A 23119-nucleotide genomic window follows, 5' to 3' on the forward strand; every position below is an offset into this window, starting at 1 on the left:
CCAAATCCGTAACGGTATGTTAACCATAAGTTCTATGGTTAACATCCGGGATATGTTTTCAAGGGGATACTCATGGCGCAATTCATCGACAGAAGATTGAACGGTAAAAACAAAAGTGCGGTCAATCGACAACGCTTTTTACGCCGTCATAAAGAGCAGATCAAAGAATCTGTTGCAGATGCTGTCAATCGCCGTTCCATTACCAATACGGAATCAGGCGAAGACGTATCAATACCTAATCACGACATTAAAGAGCCAGTCTTTCATCAAGGCAAAGGCGGCTTAAGGGAACGAGTCCACCCAGGTAATGATCAATTTATTACTGGAGACAAAATTGAACGTCCAAAAGGTGGTGCCCAAGGAGGAGGTTCAGGCGAAGGAGATGCGAGTGACAGCGGTGAAGGTCAAGATGAATTTATTTTCCAAATATCAAAAGACGAATATCTCGATATTTTGTTTGAAGATCTTGAACTACCCAACTTAGAAAAGAATCAAATCAACAAGATTACTGAATGGAAAACGCACCGTTCTGGTTACAAAACGGCAGGGTCAGCTTCCAATATCGCCATTGTTCGCTCACTACAACAATCTCTAGCTCGGCGCACCGCAATGACAGCGGGCAAACGCCGTTTGATGGCAGAGCTTGAAGATGAGTTATTACGTATTCAACATACCGAACCCGCACAAATGTTAGAGGAAAAAAGACTCCAACAAGAAATAGAGGAACTGCGGAAAAAAATTGAAAGTGTCCCGTTTATTGACACCTTCGATTTACGATTCAAAAACTATGAAAAGCGTCCGGTTCCTTCAAGCCAAGCGGTAATGTTTTGCTTGATGGATGTTTCAGGGTCAATGGATCAGGCTACGAAAGACATAGCAAAACGTTTTTACGTACTGTTATACCTATTCCTCACTCGTACCTATGAGAATGTGGAAGTAGTCTTTATCCGCCATCACACTCAAGCAAAAGAAGTCGACGAACATGAGTTCTTCTACTCGCAAGAAACGGGCGGTACCATTGTTTCTAGTGCACTCAAATTGATGAATGAAATTATTGAGCAGCGTTACCCACTAGGGGAATGGAATATTTATGCAGCGCAAGCATCAGACGGCGACAACTGGGCAGACGATTCACCACGTTGTAAGGAATTACTCACCACTCAACTGCTGCCTTGTTGCCAGTATTACGCCTATATCGAAATTACTCGTCGCTCACATCAAACCTTGTGGCACGAATACGAAAAATTACAGCCATCATTTGGCAATTTTGCCATTAAAAATATTCGCACCGTGGATGACATATTTCCTGTATTTAGGGAGCTATTCCAAAAGGAAACAGCTTAGGGAGGCGTGCTAATGACGACAAAAACTAAAGGGGCGGCCAAGCATAAAAACAAAATGCTACCAGATGGGCCCGACTGGACATTTGAAATTTTAGAACAGTACCACACGGAAATTCGCCGTGTCGCTGAGTTCTATCGGCTAGATACCTACCCTAACCAAATCGAGGTGATCACCTCAGAACAGATGATGGATGCCTACTCAAGCATTGGTATGCCGATCAACTACAACCACTGGTCGTTTGGTAAAAAATTCATTCAAACCGAGCAAGGCTACAAGCATGGTCAAATGGGTCTAGCGTATGAAATTGTAATTAACTCCGACCCATGTATCGCCTACCTCATGGAAGAAAATACCGTCACCATGCAAGCATTAGTTATGGCGCACGCTTGTTATGGACATAACTCTTTCTTCAAAGGTAACTATCTGTTTCAAACCTGGACGGATGCCAGCTCTATTATCGACTATCTGCTATTTGCGAAAAACTACATCACACAATGTGAAGAGAAATACGGCGTGTCAGAAGTCGAGTCTCTCGTAGACTCTTGCCATGCATTAATGAACTACGGAGTCGACCGCTATAAACGTCCAGAAAAAATATCCATTGCTGAAGAAAAAGTGCGACAAGAAGAACGTGAAGCCTATTTGCAATCGCAAGTTAATGAACTCTGGCGAACCGTTCCTAAAGCGAAAACCAAAGAAGAAGACCTTAAAGTTCGATTTCCTAGCGAGCCTCAAGAAAATATTCTTTACTTCATTGAAAAACACGCACCGTTACTCGAACCTTGGCAGCGTGAAATCGTACGAATTGTGCGTAAGATAAGTCAGTACTTTTATCCACAAAAACAAACTCAAGTAATGAACGAAGGCTGGGCAACGTTCTGGCATTACACTATTTTGAATCATCTCTATGACGAAGGTTTGGTCTCTGAGAAATTTATTCTCGAGTTTCTTCACAGTCACACTAGCGTTGTCGCTCAACCTTCCTACAACAGCCCATATTTCAGTGGTATAAACCCTTATGCTCTCGGGTTTGCTATGTTTCGCGATATTAAACGTATTTGTGAAGAACCCACAGACGAAGATAAAGAGTGGTTTCCTGAACTGGCAGGAACAGATTGGCTAGATGCCGTTCATTTTGCGATGCAAAACTTTAAAGACGAAAGCTTTATCAGCCAATATTTATCACCGAAGTTAATGCGCGATTTCAAACTATTTGCTGTGTTAGATGATGACAGAAAAAATTTTATTGAAGTGAGCGCCATTCATAATGACTCGGGATATCACGCAATACGAGAAAAGCTTGCTGCACAGTACAACCTAAGTAATTTAGAACCGAACATCCAAGTATTTAATGTTGATGTACGAGGTGACCGTTCGCTCACTCTTCAACATGTCCCCCATGAGCGTATTCCACTAGACCCAAGCTATGAAGAAGTCATGAAACATCTTTACCGTTTGTGGGGATTTGATGTCATTTTAGAAGAAGTAAAAGAAACAGGACGCAGAGAAATTCTGACCACTTGCCCTCAACGCGGAGATTACGATACCCGAATCTAACCATCTCCAATCGTTATATTAAAAGCGTACAGAAACCTTATGCCCTGTACGCTTTTACTTTTCAGCCATCTCCCAAGCCACTCACCCAGAGAAAAGTAATAATTTATTACAATGTCGTTCACATTTAATTCATCATGATTTTGCTTAAATAAAGACACTAACTTTTATAGGGATGTTTTTATGAAATACAACAAAATCATCATCGTAATCCACTGGATGATTGCTTTACTGTTTGCTTCGCTATTTTTAAGTGACTCACTACGTTCCTTTGCCGACAAAGGAAGCGAAATGCGCGTATTTTGGCTTAATTTACATGCGTGGTTTGGGGTGAGTGTATTTGCGCTCACTCTTGCTCGCTTAGCGGTAAAACTCGCAACACAAGCTCCAGCCCCTGTCTATGACGATGGCATTATGAAAACGCTGCTCCGCGCTGTGCACGTCATTCTTTACTTGATCACTTTGCTTGTGCCAATTAGTGGTTATCTACGCTTTGCCGGTAAAGGACGAGAACTCACAATAGCTGGTGACGCTATTCCATCAATCATTGATAAAAGCGAATGGCTTTACGATATAGGGAAAGCGGCTCATGGCGAAGTGATGCAAATTTTGGTGTTAACGGTCATTGGAGGCCATATTGCAGCAGCACTCTACCACCACTTTATTATGAAAGATCAAACTATGTCACGAATTAAACTTAACTAGCCATCAGGACGATAGCTAATAGCAGACACAAAAAAGGAGCAACTTGCTCCTTTTTCTACCTCTGGCTCACAATGGCGCGAACCAACTCTAAGTCTTCCGGTGTATCAACCCCTGCTGGTGGTGATTCTTTTGCCACATCAACATGAATCTTTTCACCATACCAAAGCACACGTAGCTGCTCTAAACATTCTATTTTCTCAAGCATGCTTGGTTGCCAATTAATATAAGTATTAATGAAACCAGCTCGATAAGCATAAATGCCAATATGGCGAAGCAATGGCTGCATAATCTGTTTTTGAGCAAAAGCAAAGTTGTCGCGATCCCAAGGAATCGTTGCACGGCTAAAATAGAGTGCGTAGCCCTCTTTATCAGTGATGACTTTGACTGCATTGGGATTAAACACTTCAGCTTCATCGGCAATCTCGACGGCCAGAGTCGCCATCGGTGCTGTGCTATTCGCTAAATTATGCGCAACCTGCTGAATGATACTTGGTGGGATAAGAGGTTCGTCACCTTGGACATTGACAATAATATGATCATCGGCGATGCCCATCAGTTTAACCACTTCAGCCAAACGTTCCGTGCCTGATTCATGGTTCGGTGACGTCATACACACCTCACCGCCAAAAGCTTGTACCGCTTGTTCTACACGCGCATCGTCGGTTGCAACAACCACGCGATCGGCTCCGGCTTGTTTAGCTTGTTCATAAACCCACTCAATCATCGGTTTACCACCAATATCAGCCAGTGGTTTTCCCGGTAAACGAGTCGATTGATAACGTGCAGGAATGACAACCGTGAACGACATTATCGTCCCTCTTCCATCGTCATGCTGCGAGCTTCCGGTTCAAGAAGCACTGGAATGCCTTCTTTGATCGGGTAAGCTAAGCGATCAAGTTTACAAATAAGCTCTTGATTTTCTTTATCATAAGTCAGCTTCCCTTTGCATACAGGGCAAGCAACGATTTCAAGCAGACGGTGATCCATATGGCTTCATTACCTCTATTATTTTATCCAAAATACGCTGTTCATCTTTCGCGTCAAATTGAGCAGAAACCGGAAGATACCACCAATTTTCTTTGGCAAATCCCGCGCATTTAACAGCATCTTTTTCAGTCATAATGACGTTTGCACCTTGTTTTGCAAGCGCCGCTAACTCTGACGGTTTAAAGTCTTGGTGATCCGCAAAACCTTGAGTGACGATAGGTTTTGCTCCTAATTTATCTAAAGTATCAAAAAAACGAGGGGGATGACCGATCCCCGCAAAAGCGACGAGATCTTCAAGTTGGCTTACAGGAACTTTCTCACCACTAACCAGATTGACAGCCAAGCTTGGGGATAAATGCATCGCAATCTCACCACATTGTGCCTGACCACCATTTGTCACAATAAAGTCAACGTCGGTTAAACGAGTGACAGGTTCTCTTAATGGCCCAAGCGGGATAAGCTGCTGATTACCAAAACGGCGCACTCCGTCCACAACGACAAACTCAATATCACGTTGCAGAGCATAATGCTGAAGTCCATCGTCAGTGATAATTACATCAACCCCTAATGGCAGCAAGGCCTTTACGGCATCGGAGCGAATTGGGGCTACAGCAACCGGAGCCCCAGTTCGACGATAAATCAGCTTTGGTTCATCACCACTATGAGCTGTAGGCGTGTTGTCATTGAGGACAAGAGGATAAAATGGCGACTTCCCACCATACCCCCGAGAAACGACGCCCGGCTTAAAGCCTTGTCTTTGTAAAGCTTCTACTAGCCAAATCACCATCGGCGTTTTTCCATTCCCACCAGCAGTAATATTGCCGACGACAACCACTGGGACTGGAGCACGAAAGCTCTCTTTCTTTCCAAGTGTAAACGCCTGCTTGCGTGACTGACTGATCACACCAAAAAGCAAACTGAGCGGCCATAACAATGGCCACAATAGATATTTTAATGGATGATTTTCAAACCAGATTTTCTCAATCACCACTTAGTCACCAAATTGAATTCGGTGTAACTGTGCATAAGCACCGTCTTTAGCAATCAATTCTGCATGATGACCCCGCTCAATGATCTCACCGTCATCAACCACCAAAATTTCGTCGGCTTCTTCAATAGTAGAAAGACGGTGGGCAATCACCAGTACGGTTTTATTTTTTTGCAACTCTTCTAATGCTGCCTGAATTGCTCGTTCTGATTCAGTGTCCAACGCCGATGTCGCCTCGTCTAAAATCAGTACTGGTGCATCACGTAACAGTGCACGCGCAATGGCAATACGCTGTCTTTGGCCACCTGACAAACTCGCACCATTTTCACCAATCATGGTATCCAAACCATCAGGCATAGTCTGAATAAACTCCATGGCATGCGCTAACTTCGCAGCATGTTCAATTTGTTCACGGCTATACTCACCTTCTGCGGCATAAGCGATATTATTAGCAATTGTGTCATTGAATAGATGCACATTTTGCGAAACGAGCGCAAAGTGGGTACGTAAATTCTTCAGTTTATAATCTCGAATATCATGTTCATCAAGATAAATAGCACCAGAATCCACATCATAGAAGCGAGTAAACAAGCTCGCGATGGTACTTTTTCCTGAACCTGAACGTCCAACTAAAGCAATGGTTTTACCGGCAGGGACAGCGAAATTGACGTTCGATAATGCAGGTTTTTCTTTACCTTGATAGGTAAACGTTACATCTTCAACCTTGATATCACCACGCACTTTATCGGTTTCAAATGTGCCACTATCACGTTCAGTTTCTAAATCAATAAGAGCAAACAGGGTTTGGCTTGCTGCCATACCACGTTGGAAATCAGAAGTCACACTGGTTAAGGCTTTTAGTGGGCGCATTAAACCAAACATCGCAGAGAATACGACCGTAAAAGTGCCAGGTGTTAAGTCAGCACGAATCGAATCAACGCTGGCCAAAAAGAGCACTGTCACTAACGCTAAAGAGGCAATCATTTGAATGATAGGATCCGCAATAGACTGCGCAGCGACAAGCTTCATTGTTTGCTGACGCATGCTATTACTAACATTGTCAAAGCGTTTACTCTCTACTTTCTGACCACCGTAACTAAGCACGACTTTATGCCCTTTCAGCATCTGTTCTGCAGACGACGTGACATGTCCCATAGTGGTTTGCATACCCTTAGAAATCTTGCGAAAACGTTTAGAAACGACGCTAATTCCCATTGCAACTACTGGAGCAACAACAATGAGTACCAATGATAACTGCCAACTATTCCAAAACATTAAAGTTAACAGGCCAATAATACTTGCACCTTCTCGTACAATACTAACTAAAGCGCGGCTGGTAGCTCCTGCTACCTGCTCTGAATCATAAGTAATTCGAGACAGCAACCCTCCCGTAGACTCTTTATCAAAGAAGCTAACAGGCATATGCATAAACTGGTTGAAAATCTTGCGGCGCATTTGCATTACGACATTGCCCGACACCCAGCTTAAGCAATAAGACGAAACAAACCCACTCAGACCTCGTATCGCCATCATTCCTAAAATAATAAAGGGCAAAATTCGCAGAAAGTCTGATTCAGCATTACCAAAACCCTCATCAAGCAGCGGTTTTAACAAAGAAACCATGTAAGTATCTGAAACTGCGTTGATTATCAATGCCACTACAGCAACAGCCAAACCTGATTTATAGAGGCGGATATAAGTCCAGAGTCGTTTAAACGTTTGCCAAGTAGTTTCGTCAGTATGTTGTGACATAGAAGTGCTTTGTTCTTATGAAAAAATTACGCTCATTCTACCTTGTTACGTAGCATCTGCCTATACCATGGCTGCGAGTGAGATAAACGTAAACTGTTTACATAGTATTGCTCATCAATAAAAGTGATGCTGATTTGTCCCGCGTCACCAGTATCTAGCCATTGAGCTCCGTTTTTTCGATACCGTTCGACAACCATTGGTGAAGGCAATTGCCAGCGGTTGCCTTTTGCTAATGAAGCAATCACGAGCTCGGGTTGCACTTTTTTTATCAATGCGTCAATAGATGATGTTCGGCTGCCATGGTGGGGTACGAGCATCACCGTACTGTGTAAATCTTCGCTAGTGCGCGCCAGTAACCATTCACTAATAGCATCAACATCACCGGGTAGCAGTACTGAAAAACCCGTGTTTTGGTCAAAAACACGAACAACGCACGAATGTGGATTATAGGCTCGCTTAGCGAGGTTTGGCGGCCAAACCACAGCAAAATTGAGTTGCTGCCATTGCCAGGTTTCACCAGCAACACAACGCTGATAATCAAGCAATGATTGACTTGCTCGTTTCCAACTTGGTTGCCAGACACGTTCAACTTCCGTTCGGCCACCTGCGTGGTCGTTATCCATATGGCTTAAAATCAAACCATCTAATTGATCGACACCGCGCTTAGTGAGAATAGGACTTACCGTAGACTGAATATGATCCCCACCTTGCCAACTCGATCCCGTATCATAAAGCACATAATGCCCACCCTTTTCAATCAGCACAGCTAAACCATGACCAACGTCTAGCACATCAACTTTCCAAGCTGAAGGGGGTGGGATGCTCACCCAGCAAGCGATCACTATTAGGTAACTAATCCCTCGAGCAAAAACAGACATCAACGGTGAAAATATCAATATGCCCAATAAAGCGCAAAGCAGCGTAAGCGTATCTGAAGAAATCGTTATCCAACTTACACCAGCGAAAGAAGTAAACCAGTCCACCGGAACAAGAAGCTTACTTAACCAAAGCCACAATGTCGCCGCAAAATCAACGCCAAGTGCAGTAAAGAACAATGCAACAAATATGGCAGGCACAACCACAAAACTGAACCAAGGGATAAAAAGCAAGTTATAGAGCGCCGCACTGACACTGACACCACCAAAAAAATAAGCCGTGACCGGAGACATACAGAAAATCAGCCCGACTTGCATCACTACCAAACGTAGCAATAAAGGGCGAGATTTAGTGGGCAAAGACAATTGATAAAAAATGACACTGATGGCCGCGAATGACATCCAGAAGCTGCTAGATAAACTGGCAAATGGATCAATAAATAGTACAACAGACAAAGTAATGAACAGTCTTTGCAGTGTATTGATTCGCACATTGAACGCGACTATCGCTACGTTAAGTAAGCACATCACCAATGCGCGCTGTGTCGGTATAGTAAACCCTGCAAGCCACGCATAAAACAAAGCACACAAGCTCCCTATCACGAAAGGAGCCCACAGCATACGGCTGTGCCATCGCATCAAAAACAGACCAAGACCGTAGCCAAAACCAAACGCAATACCAATATGCAAACCGGAAATAGCAACTAGGTGAATTAATCCACTGTCTCTCAACGCTTGCCATTGAGACGCTGATATATCACCTCTTTCACCAAATGTTAAAGCCAATAAAATGCCTTGGTTAGGCGCATTTTCTAACCATGCTCTAATTTGCTGATACCACTCCATACGCAGACCAGATAAGGATTCGACATAGTACGATGTATTAGCAATCACACTTGCTCGAGCCACAATACCTTGACTAAGATAATAAGATTCAAGATCAAATCCGGCTTCATTTAAACGCCCGAAGACAGGTTTAACCATCACGGAAAATTGTACTTTGTCGCCTATCATTAAAGGTAAGGGGGCAACCAAACGAACTTTAGGCTGTAGGAATGCGCTCAAAACTTGACCGTTAATTGATCTAAGCGAAACTGTACCCTCATAACCGTAACTTATTTGTCTAAAAAGACTGTCAACTTCGGCATTTATGATAATATTCTGCTCTGCCTGAAAAATAGTATTTGATTGCTCGTGCAGTAAGTTTCCGTTAGTAAAAATGACTAGCAGTGCTACAGAAATTCCCGATAATAATCGTAGCTTTTTAGACCCCATAGAGAGTATAAAAGTGAGAATGAAAGGAATTGCCCATTTCCAGTCTGGCATTAATGGCCAATAGGAAGCGGAGATAATGGTTAGCGAGAACGAAGCCAGCGTCCAATAATTCGATATGAGAGTCATTTTCTAATGCCAAGAAAATTCATAAAACGTTTTATGCCTGACCATGAATTAATCAAGCGTCAGAAAGCACTAAAAGTTTTTGGCAATGTACTGTACAACCCCAATTTATGGTGTCTTAACCGTCGTTCGGCGGCGGGGGCTTTTGCCGTAGGTTTATTCATGGCGTTTGTTCCACTTCCTAGTCAAATGATTATGTCAGCAGGCCTTGCCATTGCATGTGGTGTCAACCTTCCATTGGCCGTAGCACTAGTCTGGATAAGTAACCCTATCACTATGCCCGTGCTGTTTTATTTCGCGTATAAACTGGGCGCATGGGTTATGCACGTACCGCCACAACCTTTCCACTTTGAGCTTTCATGGCACTTCATCGTGCAGCAAATGCACACTATTGGGCCTCCGTTCGTTTTGGGCTGCCTAATTTGTGGCGTCCTGTCTTCGATTATTGGCTATTTTGGTATCCGTGGTTTATGGCGGTATTCTGTCGTAAGAAGTTGGCAAAAGCGCCAAACTCGTTAGTTTATCTTCGCTACTTTTGAGCAACCAAGCACTCATGTTGCAAAAACATGTCGTTGAAAACTGAAAAAGGACCTTATCGGTCCTTTTTTATTGGTTTGGATGGTATGCCCAAACCACTTGAAGTTGCAGGTAGGCGACAAGTGAGTTCATCCCCATGAGCATAGATAAACTATGTGATTAGGGTAAGCGAACGTAGCCAACACCGCTGCAACTTCAAGTCAGAAGGGTATAGAACTATCGTAATAAATAAGGTCACCCTAACTTCTTTTTACTTGGCACTAAGAACCGATGCAGGGTTTAATTTGCTTGCCCGCGAGGCAGGGTACCAAGTCGCAAGCAAACTCAAAACAATGGCCGTAGACGAAACAAGCGCAACATCCATCATGTTGACTTGAGATGGAAGAAAATCAACAAAATAAATATCACCAGACAAAAATTGATGGCCGATCAATGACTCCAGTCCTTTGATTAGTGAAGTTAAATTTAAGGCAACAAGCACACCGACCATACCACCAACCACGCTACCTAACACCCCAGAAAAAACGCCCTGCCAAACAAAAATACGTTTAACCAAGCCATCCGTTGCCCCCATAGTGCGCAAAATCGCTATTTCTGCGGCTCTGTCTTTAACGGCCATCATTAAGGTGGACACAATATTAAAGCTTGCAACACCAATCACTAGCACCATCACCAAATACATAATGGTTCTGACCAATTGAATATCTCGATATAGAAAGCCAAATTTTTGCTGCCAACTACGTAAATAAACATATTCATTTAACGTGCTGCCCACTTCTCTGACGATCTGCGTGGCATTTAATACTTGTGAAACCTTAATGGACACCCCGGTCACGCCACTACCCAACTTCGCGTAGGACTGAGCATCTTCTAATGGAATAAGGGCAAGGCTATGGTCAATTTGCCCATTAAGTTCAAGCAACCCTGATACCTTGACGCGAACCCGTTTAGGGGCCTGAACTTTACTTGAAGCATTAGGAGATGGAATCATTAACGTGACATAGTCACCGACTTTAGCCCCTAACTTATCTGCTACGCCTTTCCCTAGAATAACTTGCTGCTGTCCGGCCTTGAACTGCTGCCATGCTCCATTGGAGACAAATTGTGACAAACTTGATACCGCTCGCTCCATTTGTGGATCAATGCCTCGCACTTCTATCGCCTTTAACTGCTGCCCTTTTTCCGCCAAGGCGGTAAATTTGACATAAGGCGCCCCCGCTTCCACTTGAGGGTGTTGAACGGTTTTTTTGATCAACAGTTGCCACTGAGTTATTGGTTTTTGTACACCTTCAAATTCACCATGCGAGATCACCGATAACACGCGGTTTTGTAGCTCTCGCTCAAAGCCATTCATTGCTGACAAACCAATAATGATTACCGCCACCCCAACCGCAATACCAATAGTTGAGGAAAGTGAGATAAATGACACCATCTTGTTGCGTTGCTTAGCGCGGCTAAAACGGCGGCCGATCAATAAAGAGAGAGAAGGCAGCACTTACGACTCCTCCACATCAATCAATAAGCCATCTTGCATGTGCATCTTTCTGTCCATTTTTTCAGCAAGCTCACTATCATGCGTGACAACTAAGAATGCCGTACCAAATTCTTGGTTCATTTGACGCATCAAATCATAAATCGATAATGCTGTTTTATGATCAAGATTCCCTGTCGGTTCGTCAGCCAATACTAAATCAGGCTGATTAACCAATGCACGAGCAATTGCAACACGTTGGCGTTCTCCGCCAGATAATTCAGAAGGACGATGAGAGAGTCGATGCCCTAAACCGACTTTTTCGAGCAACGCCTTGGCTGCTTGTTTCGCTATAGAGGTTTTCTGACCACCAATCAATAAAGGCATAGCTACATTTTCTAGAGCAGTAAAGTCAGCAAGCAGGTGATGAAACTGATACACAAAACCTAAATGTTGGTTACGAATCTTGGCTTGTTTGTTCGAACTTAGCGCCGATAAATCCTGCCCAAGAAATGACACCGAACCTTGCGAAGCATCATCCAACGCTCCAAGAATATGTAATAAAGTACTTTTCCCTGAGCCAGAAGTCCCAATAATTGACACTAACTCTCCCGCTTGAATATTGAAGCTAACCCCTTTTAACACTTGAGTTTGTAGCTCACCTTCTTGGTAGGTTTTGCAGACATTGTGACATTGTAAAAGGTTATTCATATCTTAAAGCCTCTGCGGGTTTTACGGATGACGCGCGATAGGAAGGGAAAAGTGTAGCCAATAGACTTAAACCGATGGCTAAAATGACCACCACCAATATTTGTACAGGATTAATTTCGACAGGCAGTGTGCCACCGACTGAAAACAGAGCAACCCCCAGAGTTTCGAGTAGCGCATTGAGGTTATTGGCCAGTAACACCCCCAGTAGTCCACCAGCAAGAGCACCAATTACACCACTACTGGCACCTTGCACCATAAAAATGGCGAGTATTTGCTTATCATTCATGCCTTGAGTTTTGAGTATTGCCACTTCGGCTTGTTTTTCCATCACCACCATGATCAACGCTGAAATAATGTTGAATGCAGCCACACCGATGATCAGCCCAAGCATTAAGCCCATCATGTTTTTTTCCATGCGTACAGCTTGAAACAACTCGCCTCGTTGGTCGCGCCAATCGCTCCACTCCCAACCTGTAGGTAATGGAGCATTTGATAAATCAGCCACAACGAAAGGATCATCAAAAAATAGTCGCCAACCAGAAACCGTATTGGCAGGTAAACGCAGCAAGCGTGCCGCATCTTGAATGTGGGTTAGCATTAACTGCCCATCAACATCAGAGCCAGTATTAAATATCCCTGCAACGGTAAAATTACGCTGCGCAGGAATACGTCCCAATGGCGTAAACTGGCTGGCACTGGTCACCATCAAGCGTACCTTATCGCCTAGCGACACGTTCAAAGAGCGCGCGAGGGTATGACCAAGAAAAACTTGATAATCACCTTGCTTGAGCTTATCCACTTTACCGGCAATTAAATACGCTTTTATCGGATCATCTTGGTTTGGTTCTATGCCAATCAACAGACCAGCCGCAAGTTGGGAAGTGCTTTGAATCACCGCCTCACTGCGAACAATCGGTTCTACTGGTCTTGCAGTTGATAGTTTATTGATGAAATCGGGGGCCGCTAAGGTTAAAGACGTTTTATCACCTTGCTGTGAAACTACCGCTTGTGGCAGCACGCCTAAAATTCGACTTTTGAGTTGAGATTCAAAGCCATTCATGACTGAGAGCACCGTCACTAATGACATCACTCCAATCGTGATCCCTGCTGTGGACATATAAGAGACAAATCGACTGAACCTATCGCCGGAACGCCCACGTAAATAGCGTAAGCCGATAAATGTCGAAACTGGATGAAACATATGGAAAACCGCCTAAAAGTGATACTCGATACTGTAACGACAAACGATTCAAGGTTGTAGCATTAATTTGCCAATAATGTGTTAATTCAACCCGATAACAAGGACATATCTTGATTAGTTCGCCGGTATGACGATAATCAACAGAGCGATGAGAAGGAAGCCTGTATGACCAACCAAGAATTTTTTACCGTTCATTATGGATTAACCACCAATATTGAACCTTTAGATGACACATTTTCGCTACCTCCTCAGCCTATTTTTGAAGCCGAGATTCCTGCGCCATTTATTGTGGCGAGCGAATTTAGCCAGCTTGACCAGCTCAATGAAAGTGCTCGCTTAGAGCTAAAAAACAACGATTTCAAGAACGTCATTCAATTACTTGAAACTCAGAATTCAAAGCTAAATTTGTTGCTCACCTTTATGTTGTCTCAGCAAGATGACCCAGCAACTCGCTTTACCACAACAACCTTTGGTGCCAGTCAGTTTTCATTTATGACCACGGCCCCATTAAATATCGGCAGCAAAGCAAGAGTTAAACTGTTTTTGGACCATCCGCCCGCCGCCATTTATTGCTATAGTTCGGTCACAGATTGTCGATTAGAACACGAACAATATCTCATCACGATGAGGTACGATCTGCTACGAGATACCGATCAAGACTTGTTAATTAAAGCGGCACTTTACCAACAGCAGAAATTGCTACGTCAACGCTCTCTAAAGCGAAATAAACCATAAGCGTTATCATGACTAAACAATCGATACTTTCTCTGGTTAAACCAGCAGGTGCTGGAGACAAAAAACACATTGGCAACTTACATGGCGCTAGCTTAGCTCTAGCAATCGCCGAGCTTGCTAACCAGCACCCAAGCCATACTTTATTGGCCGTGCCCGACCCGCAAACAGCGCTAAAACTGTTGCAAGAAATTGAACAATTTAGCCAAGCCGAAGTCGCTTTATTTCCTGACTGGGAAACACTGCCCTATGACAATTTTTCTCCACACCAAGAAATCATTTCTGACCGTATAGCAAGGCTTTATCAACTGCCCAGCTTGAAAACAGGTATCACTATCGTTCCGGTCAGTACACTGCTACAGCGTCAAACGCCTCGTGAGTTTTTGCTCCAGCATACCTTGATGGTCAAAACCGGTGACCAGTTTTCGTTGGAAAAATTACGTATTCAATTAGAGAATTCCGGCTATCGACATGTCGATCAAGTCTTTGGCCCTGGTGAGTATGCCAGTCGTGGTTCCATTCTCGACCTATTCCCTATGGGCAGTCATGATCCTTATCGTATCGATTTTTTTGATGATGAAATCGATACGATTCGAACTTTCGACCCTGAGAACCAACGCTCAATTGAAGAAATCGCGGAAATTCGTCTACTACCCGCACATGAATTTCCTACCACCGAAGGTGCCATTGAGGATTTCCGCATCCGCTGGCGTCAACGCTTTGATGCCCGCCGTGAGCCCGAATCGGTCTATATGCAAGTCACTAAGGGAACGTGGCCTGCCGGCATTGAATATTGGCAACCACTTTTCTTTGAGCACACAGAAACCTTATTTGATTATATTGACCCACAAAGCCAATTGATCACTCTAGGCAATATCGAAGAGGCCATCGATCATTTTTTGACTGACGTTGAGTATCGCTATGATCAACGCAAAATTGACCCATTGCGTCCATTGCTGCCTCCCAACGAACTGTGGCTCAAAAAAGACGAATTATTCAGCTTATTTAAAGGTGTTGCTCAAGTACAACTAAGTACAGCCCCTATCACAGAAAAGCCTGGCCGCATTAATCTACCAGTGTCGACCTTACCTGAGCTGGCGGTTCAACATAAAAACAAAGAACCACTAGTGGCTATGCGCCAATTTAGTGAAACTTTTAATGGCAAAATCGTTTTTTCTGTCGAATCCGAGGGTCGCCGAGAAGCATTATTAGAACTGTTACAGCGCATTAAACTTCGCCCAGTTGAAAAATCCAGCTTTCAAGAAGCATGTACTGCGAAAGATAAAGTTTGTTTAGTGCTCGGCGCAGCCGAACACGGTTTCATCTATGATGACGCCAAACTTGCCTTAATTTGCGAAAGCGATTTATTGGGCGATCGAGTCATTCTTCGCCGTAAGAAAGACCGTAAAGTCACCAACAGTGACGCTGTTATTCGTAACCTAGCAGAGCTAAAACCCGGCCAGCCCGTTGTACATATTGATCACGGCATTGGTCGCTATTTGGGGCTACAAACCCTTGAAGCTGGTGGCATGGTGACCGAATACGTCACTCTTGAATACCAAAATGATGCCAAGCTTTACGTACCGGTTGCCTCTTTAAATCTTATCAGCCGTTACTCCGGTGGCGCTGAAGACAGTGCTCCACTGCATAAATTGGGCGGTGAAGCATGGACCAAAGCAAGGCGAAAAGCGGCGGAAAAAGTGCGTGATGTCGCCGCAGAGCTGCTTGATGTCTATGCCAAGCGAGAGCTCAAACCGGGTTACAAATTCGCGTTGGATCGCGGGCAATACGCAACATTTAAAGCCGGCTTCCCATTTGAAGAAACCGAAGACCAAAACATGGCGATCAACGCCGTGCTCTCTGATATGTGCCAAAAGAAAGCCATGGACCGCTTAGTTTGTGGTGATGTCGGTTTTGGTAAAACGGAGGTGGCAATGCGCGCTGCGTTCGTATGTACCGACAATAGTAAACAGGTCGCAGTATTAGTCCCAACAACCTTGCTGGCCCAACAGCATTTTGAAAACTTCCGTGACCGTTTTGCTAACTTACCGATCCGAGTCGAAGTGCTTTCTCGCTTTAAATCAGCCAAGGAACAAAAGCAAATTCTGCTTGATGTCGCTGAAGGGAAAGTCGACATTTTAGTCGGTACACATAAATTGTTGTCGAGTGAGCTGAAGTTTAAAGACCTCGGTTTATTGGTTGTCGATGAAGAGCACCGCTTTGGGGTGAGACAAAAAGAGAAAGTCAAAGCAATGCGCGCTGATGTTGATATCCTCACACTCACCGCCACACCGATACCTCGCACGTTAAACATGGCGATGAGCGGTATGCGAGATCTATCCATCATTGCAACACCACCAGCTCGACGTTTAGCGATTAAAACCTTTGTTCGACAAAGCGATGACAGCACAATACGTGAAGCAGTACTGCGCGAAATCATGCGTGGCGGCCAAGTCTACTTCCTACACAATCAAGTCGAGACCATTGAAAAAGTGGCCGCAGACTTAGAAAAAATGATTCCCGAGGCTCGCATCACCATCGCCCATGGACAAATGCGCGAGCGAGAACTCGAAAAAGTGATGAATGACTTTTATCACCAACGCTTTAACTTATTAGTGTGTACCACCATCATTGAAACCGGTATTGATGTACCAACCGCTAATACCATCATTATGGATAGAGCCGATAACCTTGGCCTTGCTCAGTTACACCAACTTCGTGGCCGTGTTGGACGCTCTCATCATCAAGCTTATGCGTATTTGCTTACACCACACCCGAAAGCAATGACAAAAGATGCGATTAAACGTTTAGAAGCAATTGCATCACTCGAAGACCTAGGTGCAGGCTTTACGCTTGCGACTCATGACTTGGAAATTCGTGGCGCAGGTGAACTGTTAGGTGACGAACAAAGCGGTCAGATCCAGTCGATTGGTTTTACGCTCTACATGGAAATGTTAGAGCAAGCAGTAGAAGCACTAAAAGAAGGTAAAGAACCAGCGCTTGAGGACTTACTTCGTGAGCAAACCGAAGTCGAAATGCGTCTGCCAGCCTTGCTTCCTGACGACTACATTCCCGATGTCAATACCCGCCTATCCATGTACAAACAGATCGCCAGTGTCAGTAGCCGTGATGAGCTAGCTGAGTTGAAAGTGGAATTGATTGACCGCTTTGGAAAACTACCTGATGCTGCGAATAACTTGCTCTCAGTAGCCGAACTTAAAATTGATGCAGCTGTGCTAAAAGTCAAAAAAATAGAAGCGCATGACAAAGGTGGTTATATCGAGTTCTATCCAGATGCTGACATAAACCCGATGTTTTTAGTTAAACTACTGCAATCTCAACCGAAAAAATTTGCGATGGAAGGACCCACTAAGTTTAAGTTTGCTGTACCATTAGTCGATAGACGCGAACGAATTCAGTTTGTGGCAAATATGCTCAGTGAATTCCAACAAAACCTAATGCCAAGAGTATAAAAGGCCAATCTTTTATATTGAACTTTGCACCTAAATGATGGAGCTATGATGAAGAAACTGATCCCCCTATTACTCTTGCTTGTCTCAATGCCAAGTTTGGCAGCGAGACAATTTGATATAGAAGTGATCATTTTTAAGCGCGCGGTTGATGCTGAGAAAGTGAGCGAGTCATGGCCTAATTCTCTACCCGAGATCAATGTTGAGCGTGCGGGTAACTTTAGTGACCAAAACTATCGCCAAGAAAAAGGCGTAAAAATGCTGCCTTTCTCAGATTACCAATTGAATGACCAAGTACAAAAATTGAAAAATCATGCTGGTTTTGAAGTACTGTTGCATACCGCTTGGCGACAAGGTGACCAAGGTAGAAGCTCTGCACCCGTTTTCCATATCCAAGCTGGCAAAGATTACTCAACCCAATTCAATGTTAATGGTAGTGAAAAAGTGACCGAGCAAGAAGATTCACCTGTAAATGGCGTTGTCGAGCAAAGTATTGCCAAACCACTTTATGAACTCGATGGTAAGCTACAGATCTACGTACAACATTATCTTTATGCAGAAACGACTATTGACTTAAAAGAGCCTAGTGTTAGAGAGGTAACGCTACAGGATTCCCCTCTAGAGCTTGATATCGCGCCAGAAGATCAAAATGCAGCGGTACAAGTTGGCAATTTAGAGTCTGTTTCGCCAACGTTGGAAATCGAAGAGTTTTTAAAAAGCTATCGAATGGACCAAAAGCGTCGTATGCGCAGTAATGAAACCCATTATCTGGATCACCCATTAATGGGGATGATCATCCAAGTCCGCCGAGTCGAACAGTAGTCTCCTTCATAACGCCCGAACACGGGCGTTTTTTTCTTGGAACTTTGACTATGAGTCCCGATTTTCAGATCATCACACAACGTCTCGAACTGAAGCTGATCACCGTTGATGAAGCACAATCTTTGGCTGATTGTGTCTCTCATTCTCCAACTCTTCACCAGTGGATTGACTGGTGTCACCCACATTTTACTCTTGATGAAGCGCAGCGCTTTTTAATCGCCACAAGATTAAACTGGGTGAAAGTACAAGCATTAGGTTTTGGGATCTATTTGAGGGAAAGTCATCAACTGATTGGAATGGTCGCCGTCAACGAGTTTTATCATACTTTTAACATGGCGAGTTTAGGATATTGGCTGAGTGATACAAAGCAGCGTAAAGGCTATGGCAAAGAAGCGTTAGATGCACTGATTGAATTCTGTTTCAGCAAACTTGAATTGACCCGTCTAGAAATTGTGTGTGACCCGGACAACCTCCCAAGTCAGCAACTGGCATTAGCCTGTGGCGCCAAAATGGAAGCATTAGCAAAAAACAGATTCCTGTTTCATGGCTTACCAAGAGATGGCATTGTCTTTTCAGTGATACCTACTCATTAAAAACGGCACTCAATTTTGTCGAGCGCCGTTTTTAAAAGTAACAATTTTAGCTATAGATAGTATTAATCCATCTTAAACACTTGATGCTGAAACAATTGTTCAACAATTTCATGCGACGTTGCCGACACGGTCAATTCAAGTCCTGACATATCAAAGTGCTCAAGTGCAACTGATGTCGAGTCACCATTATCACCAGTAATGGTTAGCCTCAAGAGATCGTTAGAGTCATCAAAACTTGTGCTTACGTGATCTAACAGGTTATCCATATCATTCGCGTCATTACCCGTCAGCAGCATAATATCGCTCAGATCTAGCTTGTCTTCCCCTAAATGGAAATCTTTAATCACATCCTGAGAAGACGTAGCACTTAGCACATCGTTGGAGAAGGTAAATAGATCGCTACCTTCTCCCCCAGTCAAAATATCGTTGCCCAGACCACCAATCAAGATATCATCACCTTGACCGCCAACAAGAATGTCATCGCCTGCGCCACCGTTTAAAGTGTCTACTCCAGCCAAACCGAGCATAATATCAATACTATCACCGCCAGTAAGTGAGTTGTCGTGATCGTCACCAACCAAAGAATTCCGTTCGGTTTTAGCAATATCACTACCTGATTCGCTCAAAGTCAGGGTAAAAACATTATCACTAGTACCACCTTTACCATCTGATACTTTAAACAGGAAGTTTAGATCAGCCTGCTGGTCACCCTGAAGGGTAATGTCGTCACTCTGAGTGAAGCTGTAGCTACCGTTTGAGGCCACTTCCAAGGTACCAAACGCAGTTTCAATATGCAGCTTACCGTCTACATCATTAGTCGAAGACACTAGGGGTTGATTTACGGTAATGCCGTGCAGATCTGCGCCTAGAAATGAGAAGTCCTCGTCAGCCAGAGAAATTGTCATAGTATCGCCATCTGCATCCTGGCTGCCAGCCAAAAGCTCACCTGCAATTGGCTCTGGCGAGAATTGGTTAAGATACTGACTCAGATCTTCTCCTGAATCTACAAGCACTACTTTGTCGCTTAACTCAGCTAGCGCTTGAGTTGCGTTGGCATTCTCTGACAAAGCGATACCAATACCATAGACTTTAACATCATTGATTTGTTTGTACTCTTCCCAACGCTGATACAAATCAGGTTTGGCTACCTCACCTTCTTGCGGGTTTGGTTCACCATCAGAGATAAAGAATATAGTATCCTTACTTTCAACTGGTTGTTCATTCTGGTATAAATCCCAGTCAAAATTTCCGTCTTTATCAAGACCGTCTTGCCAAGGATAACTGGTTCGATGCTTTTCACCTGCATCCATGACCGCTTCCATGGCTTTGTTGTAGTCGGTGTTCTTACCATAGTCAATATCGCACCAGTTACTCACATAAGTGGCGACCTCAGAGAGGTATTTTGGATCATTTTCATTCCGTCCATTCAACTCTGGAGGGCGAGTCATCGATTCAACATCTGTCAACGTAAGCCAGCTTTGTGTTGACACATCACCATCAAAGCGGATCAGGCGAATAAACGTATTCGATTCACCACCTTCTGCAATCATATTTTCAACCATGGTATGCAGTGCTTCTGCCGCTTTGTAAGCTCTCGATTCAGATTTAGGAGCCGTCGCTTCACTGCCAACTGTATTCTGACCGTCAAAAGTACGGGTCATGCTATTGGACTCATCGAATACGACTGTCACTTTGTTAATTGGCAGAGCTTCCATCTGCGCAAAGCCTTGAACTGGTGATGAAGTCGGCGCGTGATTCTCTGTAACATTCAGGGTAACCTGAGTAGTATCACTGTCAGCACCATCTGTTGCTGACACGGCTAACTGATAGGACTGCTGGGTGGAATGTTCTAGTTTCACGCCGTCTTTCAACCAGATCTCACCGCTGTTCGGATCCACTCGAAATAGGTTAGCATCACCACCACTTAATTCGTATTTAATAGTATCGCTTCCATCAGGATCAAAAGCCTCAACCTTCCCCACCAATACACCTGCTTCATGCTCAGGTATGTTAAAGCTAGCAGTATCTGCTGTAGGCATACCGCTAATATCAGTACCATGAATTTGGTCTGCATCATCAGTGCTGATAAACTCTGGCGCGCGATCACGAATATCGATAATAATTTCACCATTTGCAGTGTCACCATCAGAGTCAATAATCGTGACTTCAAATTTATCCTGTTGGTGGCCAGCCACATTCGTGGCTTTGTAATCGTAACGACCATTTTCAAAGTTGATAATCAACTTGCCGTGCTCTGTATCGATCTGTGCCAAACTGTAACTTGAAATAACAGCCCCATCACTCGTGGTGACACTGCCATTTTCTTTGCTGTAGTAATAAGTCTCACCATTACTAGTGATGTGATCCACCCACTGAGCATCACCATTATGCTCATCCAGAAGGTTACTTTGTAGTTGGCCTGATACAGTTTTGGTCAGTAGAGCTTCAATTTGTGAATCATCTGTTACCAAAATTGCCGAACCCTTGTCTGTTGCTACAGGCTCTAGATATTTTATATTAGCTCCGGCCCCAATACCGATGGACCAAACATTATCGATGATCACACCACTGGAACTAATGCTGCGCTCCATAGCGTTTTCTAGAATAATAGATTGCTCAGCTTCTGTCGGCTTATCCCAACCTTTAACAAGATACTCATAACGTTGTGCACTTTCAAAATCGTCTGCGGCTGACCACTTCATCAAACTTTCACGCAATCCTGCATAGGCACTATCGGAGATGTTGGTCCACGAACCAAAATCACTCGGGGCGCCATCAGAAATAAAGTAAAGCTGATGGCTACTGGTATCTTCCATTTCTCCGTTCAGATCGGTAAGCGCTGAATGTACCTGATCGATTGCTTGGCTGTATGGTGTCCAACCACCACGCCCGATAGAATCCAAATAAGCATCAATATCATCGACTGAATTCAACCATTCTGACGTTTTACCTTCTGGATAACCCGAATGTGTCGCGATCTTAAATCGAACATCTCCTAAGTCATCATATTTTTCAAACATGGTTTTAATTGCACTTCGTGCAAGATCCCAGCGTGAGACTTCAAGCCCATTCTCGTCCTTTACTTTGTCACTCCACATAGAACCGGATGCATCTAGCGCAATCACAACACTATTGTTCTGCGGAGCAACGTCATTGATCTCATAATGAGCAGAAGTAACCGAAGGCTGTGAATCTATTACGTCAATATGAAGCGTAGCACTCTCCGATTGACCACCTGCATTCACCTCGATTTTTACAGGGATATCCAGCTTATCTGCACCTTGCTCGGTGTGATCCAAAGGCGCATATTGAACGACAGAATAGTGACCAGTTTTACTGTCGACATGAGCTTCAAGCACTGTCACCTTATCCGCTCCACTGCCAATATATCCGGTCAGAGTACTTTGATCAGTACTTACTTCAAATACCAACGACTTACCGCCACTGGTAACACCATCCAGACTCTGTTTTGCATCAAAGTGGTATTCTGCATCTGTTGCTGAACCAAGGTTTGCAACCAAATCACCTTCGGTACGTGCACCAATATCTGTACCAATCTGGAGCTCACTCAGTACAGCATGCGTATCATTCATCGCAATGTCGTCAGAGCCGGTGATGGTGATCACCACGTCATGAGTCGTACCGTCCGCCGACGTCACTGTCATGGTACGAATCACCGGATCGCTATCGGCGTCTAACGCTTGCACGTCTGGGTGGCCGTTGTTCAGCTTATATGTCCAGTTGCCATCGGCATCGATAGAGAAGGTACCCCAATTGCCATCTTGAACGTCGGTTTGAGGTTCGAAGAGCGCCTCACCTGCATCAGGATCAGCCACATTTAAGTTGCCGCTTGTGGTCAGCGTTACGTCTTCTTGCACCGCGCCCGCGTCATCACCCGGCTGGTCTGGCGTGATGATCGCTTTGTCATCAGAACCCGTTATGGTTACAACCACGTCATGAGTCGTGCCATCCGCAGATG

General features: G+C 44.1%; 17 protein-coding genes. 8 read left to right on the forward strand and 9 right to left on the reverse strand.

Going from position 1 to position 23119, the window contains the following annotated elements:
* Positions 1–72: 72 nt before the first annotated feature.
* The 3 genes from EYW48_RS11615 (at position 73) to EYW48_RS11625 (ending at position 3603) form a co-directional block, all read left to right on the forward strand.
* The gene (locus EYW48_RS11615; RefSeq protein WP_053310085.1) at positions 73–1344 is read left to right on the forward strand and encodes a YeaH/YhbH family protein; all 1272 of its coding nucleotides are present in this window, start codon (positions 73–75) and stop codon (positions 1342–1344) included.
* A gap of 12 nt (positions 1345–1356) precedes the next feature.
* Positions 1357–2901, forward strand: a complete 1545-nt coding sequence (locus EYW48_RS11620; protein WP_053310086.1) for a SpoVR family protein — start codon at positions 1357–1359, stop codon at positions 2899–2901.
* A gap of 180 nt (positions 2902–3081) precedes the next feature.
* Positions 3082–3603 carry a cytochrome b gene (locus EYW48_RS11625; RefSeq protein ID WP_261926708.1) on the forward strand — a complete coding sequence of 174 codons (522 nt, stop codon included), beginning with the start codon at positions 3082–3084 and terminating at the stop codon, positions 3601–3603.
* 55 nt (positions 3604–3658) lie between these two features.
* On the opposite strand, the gene kdsB is transcribed toward EYW48_RS11625, so the two are convergent.
* From kdsB to EYW48_RS11650, 5 genes are read right to left on the reverse strand one after another with little or no spacing between them, the layout of a single operon-like run.
* Positions 3659–4411 (reverse strand): 3-deoxy-manno-octulosonate cytidylyltransferase, encoded by a 753-nt coding sequence (gene kdsB / locus EYW48_RS11630; protein WP_274671507.1) that lies wholly within the window; start codon positions 4409–4411, stop codon positions 3659–3661.
* Complete coding sequence (locus tag EYW48_RS11635) at positions 4411–4590, reverse strand: Trm112 family protein (RefSeq protein ID WP_053310089.1); 180 nt, start codon at positions 4588–4590, stop codon at positions 4411–4413. The genes kdsB and EYW48_RS11635 overlap by 1 nt, the downstream gene beginning before the upstream one ends.
* Positions 4571–5578, reverse strand: a complete 1008-nt coding sequence (gene lpxK / locus EYW48_RS11640) for a tetraacyldisaccharide 4'-kinase (RefSeq protein ID WP_277432446.1) — start codon at positions 5576–5578, stop codon at positions 4571–4573. The genes EYW48_RS11635 and lpxK overlap by 20 nt, the downstream gene beginning before the upstream one ends.
* Positions 5579–5581: 3 nt before the next feature.
* Positions 5582–7330, reverse strand: a complete 1749-nt coding sequence (gene msbA / locus EYW48_RS11645) for a lipid A ABC transporter ATP-binding protein/permease MsbA (RefSeq protein ID WP_277432447.1) — start codon at positions 7328–7330, stop codon at positions 5582–5584.
* 32 nt (positions 7331–7362) lie between these two features.
* Entirely contained in the window at positions 7363–9606 is a 2244-nt protein-coding gene (locus EYW48_RS11650) for a DNA internalization-related competence protein ComEC/Rec2 (protein ID WP_277432448.1), read from the reverse strand.
* A 6-nt stretch (positions 9607–9612) separates the two neighbouring features.
* Between EYW48_RS11650 and EYW48_RS11655 the strand changes: the two genes are divergently transcribed.
* Complete coding sequence (locus EYW48_RS11655) at positions 9613–10122, forward strand: DUF2062 domain-containing protein (RefSeq protein ID WP_172533430.1); 510 nt, start codon at positions 9613–9615, stop codon at positions 10120–10122.
* 268 nt (positions 10123–10390) lie between these two features.
* Here EYW48_RS11655 and lolE read toward each other — a convergent pair whose 3' ends face one another.
* Genes lolE through lolC form a run of 3 tightly spaced genes read right to left on the reverse strand, consistent with a single transcriptional unit; the run spans position 10391 to position 13523 of the window.
* On the reverse strand, positions 10391–11635 hold the full coding sequence (gene lolE / locus EYW48_RS11660; protein WP_277432449.1) for a lipoprotein-releasing ABC transporter permease subunit LolE: 1245 nt from the start codon (positions 11633–11635) through the stop codon (positions 10391–10393).
* Positions 11636–12322 carry a lipoprotein-releasing ABC transporter ATP-binding protein LolD gene (gene lolD, locus EYW48_RS11665; protein ID WP_176246629.1) on the reverse strand — a complete coding sequence of 229 codons (687 nt, stop codon included), beginning with the start codon at positions 12320–12322 and terminating at the stop codon, positions 11636–11638.
* Complete coding sequence (gene lolC, locus EYW48_RS11670; protein WP_261926702.1) at positions 12315–13523, reverse strand: lipoprotein-releasing ABC transporter permease subunit LolC; 1209 nt, start codon at positions 13521–13523, stop codon at positions 12315–12317. Before lolC ends, lolD begins: the two co-directional genes overlap by 8 nt.
* Before the next feature lie 165 nt (positions 13524–13688).
* Between lolC and EYW48_RS11675 the strand changes: the two genes are divergently transcribed.
* From EYW48_RS11675 to EYW48_RS11690, 4 genes are read left to right on the forward strand one after another with little or no spacing between them, the layout of a single operon-like run.
* Positions 13689–14258: a PilZ domain-containing protein gene (locus tag EYW48_RS11675; RefSeq protein ID WP_261917939.1), complete on the forward strand. Its 570-nt coding sequence runs from the start codon at positions 13689–13691 to the stop codon at positions 14256–14258.
* Positions 14259–14266: 8 nt separating this feature from the next.
* A complete protein-coding gene (gene mfd / locus EYW48_RS11680) occupies positions 14267–17728 on the forward strand; it encodes a transcription-repair coupling factor (RefSeq protein WP_277432450.1) in 3462 nt (1153 codons plus the stop codon).
* A 48-nt stretch (positions 17729–17776) separates the two neighbouring features.
* The gene (locus EYW48_RS11685) at positions 17777–18547 is read left to right on the forward strand and encodes a peptidoglycan binding protein CsiV (protein WP_277432453.1); all 771 of its coding nucleotides are present in this window, start codon (positions 17777–17779) and stop codon (positions 18545–18547) included.
* A gap of 50 nt (positions 18548–18597) precedes the next feature.
* The gene (locus tag EYW48_RS11690) at positions 18598–19140 is read left to right on the forward strand and encodes a GNAT family protein (RefSeq protein ID WP_277432451.1); all 543 of its coding nucleotides are present in this window, start codon (positions 18598–18600) and stop codon (positions 19138–19140) included.
* A gap of 62 nt (positions 19141–19202) precedes the next feature.
* Here the strand turns inward: EYW48_RS11690 and EYW48_RS11695 are convergent.
* Positions 19203–23119, reverse strand: a 3917-nt coding sequence (locus EYW48_RS11695) for a VCBS domain-containing protein (RefSeq protein ID WP_277432452.1), incomplete at its 5' end; no start/stop codon positions are given.

The organism is Vibrio sp. 1180_3 (genome assembly GCF_029478545.1).
Classification (GTDB): Bacteria; Pseudomonadota; Gammaproteobacteria; order Enterobacterales; family Vibrionaceae; genus Vibrio; species Vibrio aestuarianus.

What these genes read in the sequence shown, in the direction of transcription:
- EYW48_RS11625 (WP_261926708.1), top strand. Translation starts at nt 3,082, where the DNA reads ATGAAATACAACAAAATCATCATCGTAATCCACTGGATGATTGCTTTA.
- EYW48_RS11675 (WP_261917939.1), top strand. Translation starts at nt 13,689, where the DNA reads ATGACCAACCAAGAATTTTTTACCGTTCATTATGGATTAACCACCAAT.
- EYW48_RS11690 (WP_277432451.1), top strand. Translation starts at nt 18,598, where the DNA reads ATGAGTCCCGATTTTCAGATCATCACACAACGTCTCGAACTGAAGCTG.
- EYW48_RS11650 (WP_277432448.1), bottom strand. Translation starts at nt 9,606, where the DNA reads ATGACTCTCATATCGAATTATTGGACGCTGGCTTCGTTCTCGCTAACC.
- EYW48_RS11620 (WP_053310086.1), top strand. Translation starts at nt 1,357, where the DNA reads ATGACGACAAAAACTAAAGGGGCGGCCAAGCATAAAAACAAAATGCTA.
- msbA (WP_277432447.1), bottom strand. Translation starts at nt 7,330, where the DNA reads ATGTCACAACATACTGACGAAACTACTTGGCAAACGTTTAAACGACTC.
- lolD (WP_176246629.1), bottom strand. Translation starts at nt 12,322, where the DNA reads ATGAATAACCTTTTACAATGTCACAATGTCTGCAAAACCTACCAAGAA.
- kdsB (WP_274671507.1), bottom strand. Translation starts at nt 4,411, where the DNA reads ATGTCGTTCACGGTTGTCATTCCTGCACGTTATCAATCGACTCGTTTA.
- EYW48_RS11685 (WP_277432453.1), top strand. Translation starts at nt 17,777, where the DNA reads ATGAAGAAACTGATCCCCCTATTACTCTTGCTTGTCTCAATGCCAAGT.
- lolC (WP_261926702.1), bottom strand. Translation starts at nt 13,523, where the DNA reads ATGTTTCATCCAGTTTCGACATTTATCGGCTTACGCTATTTACGTGGG.
- EYW48_RS11655 (WP_172533430.1), top strand. Translation starts at nt 9,613, where the DNA reads ATGCCAAGAAAATTCATAAAACGTTTTATGCCTGACCATGAATTAATC.
- EYW48_RS11635 (WP_053310089.1), bottom strand. Translation starts at nt 4,590, where the DNA reads ATGGATCACCGTCTGCTTGAAATCGTTGCTTGCCCTGTATGCAAAGGG.
- mfd (WP_277432450.1), top strand. Translation starts at nt 14,267, where the DNA reads ATGACTAAACAATCGATACTTTCTCTGGTTAAACCAGCAGGTGCTGGA.
- EYW48_RS11615 (WP_053310085.1), top strand. Translation starts at nt 73, where the DNA reads ATGGCGCAATTCATCGACAGAAGATTGAACGGTAAAAACAAAAGTGCG.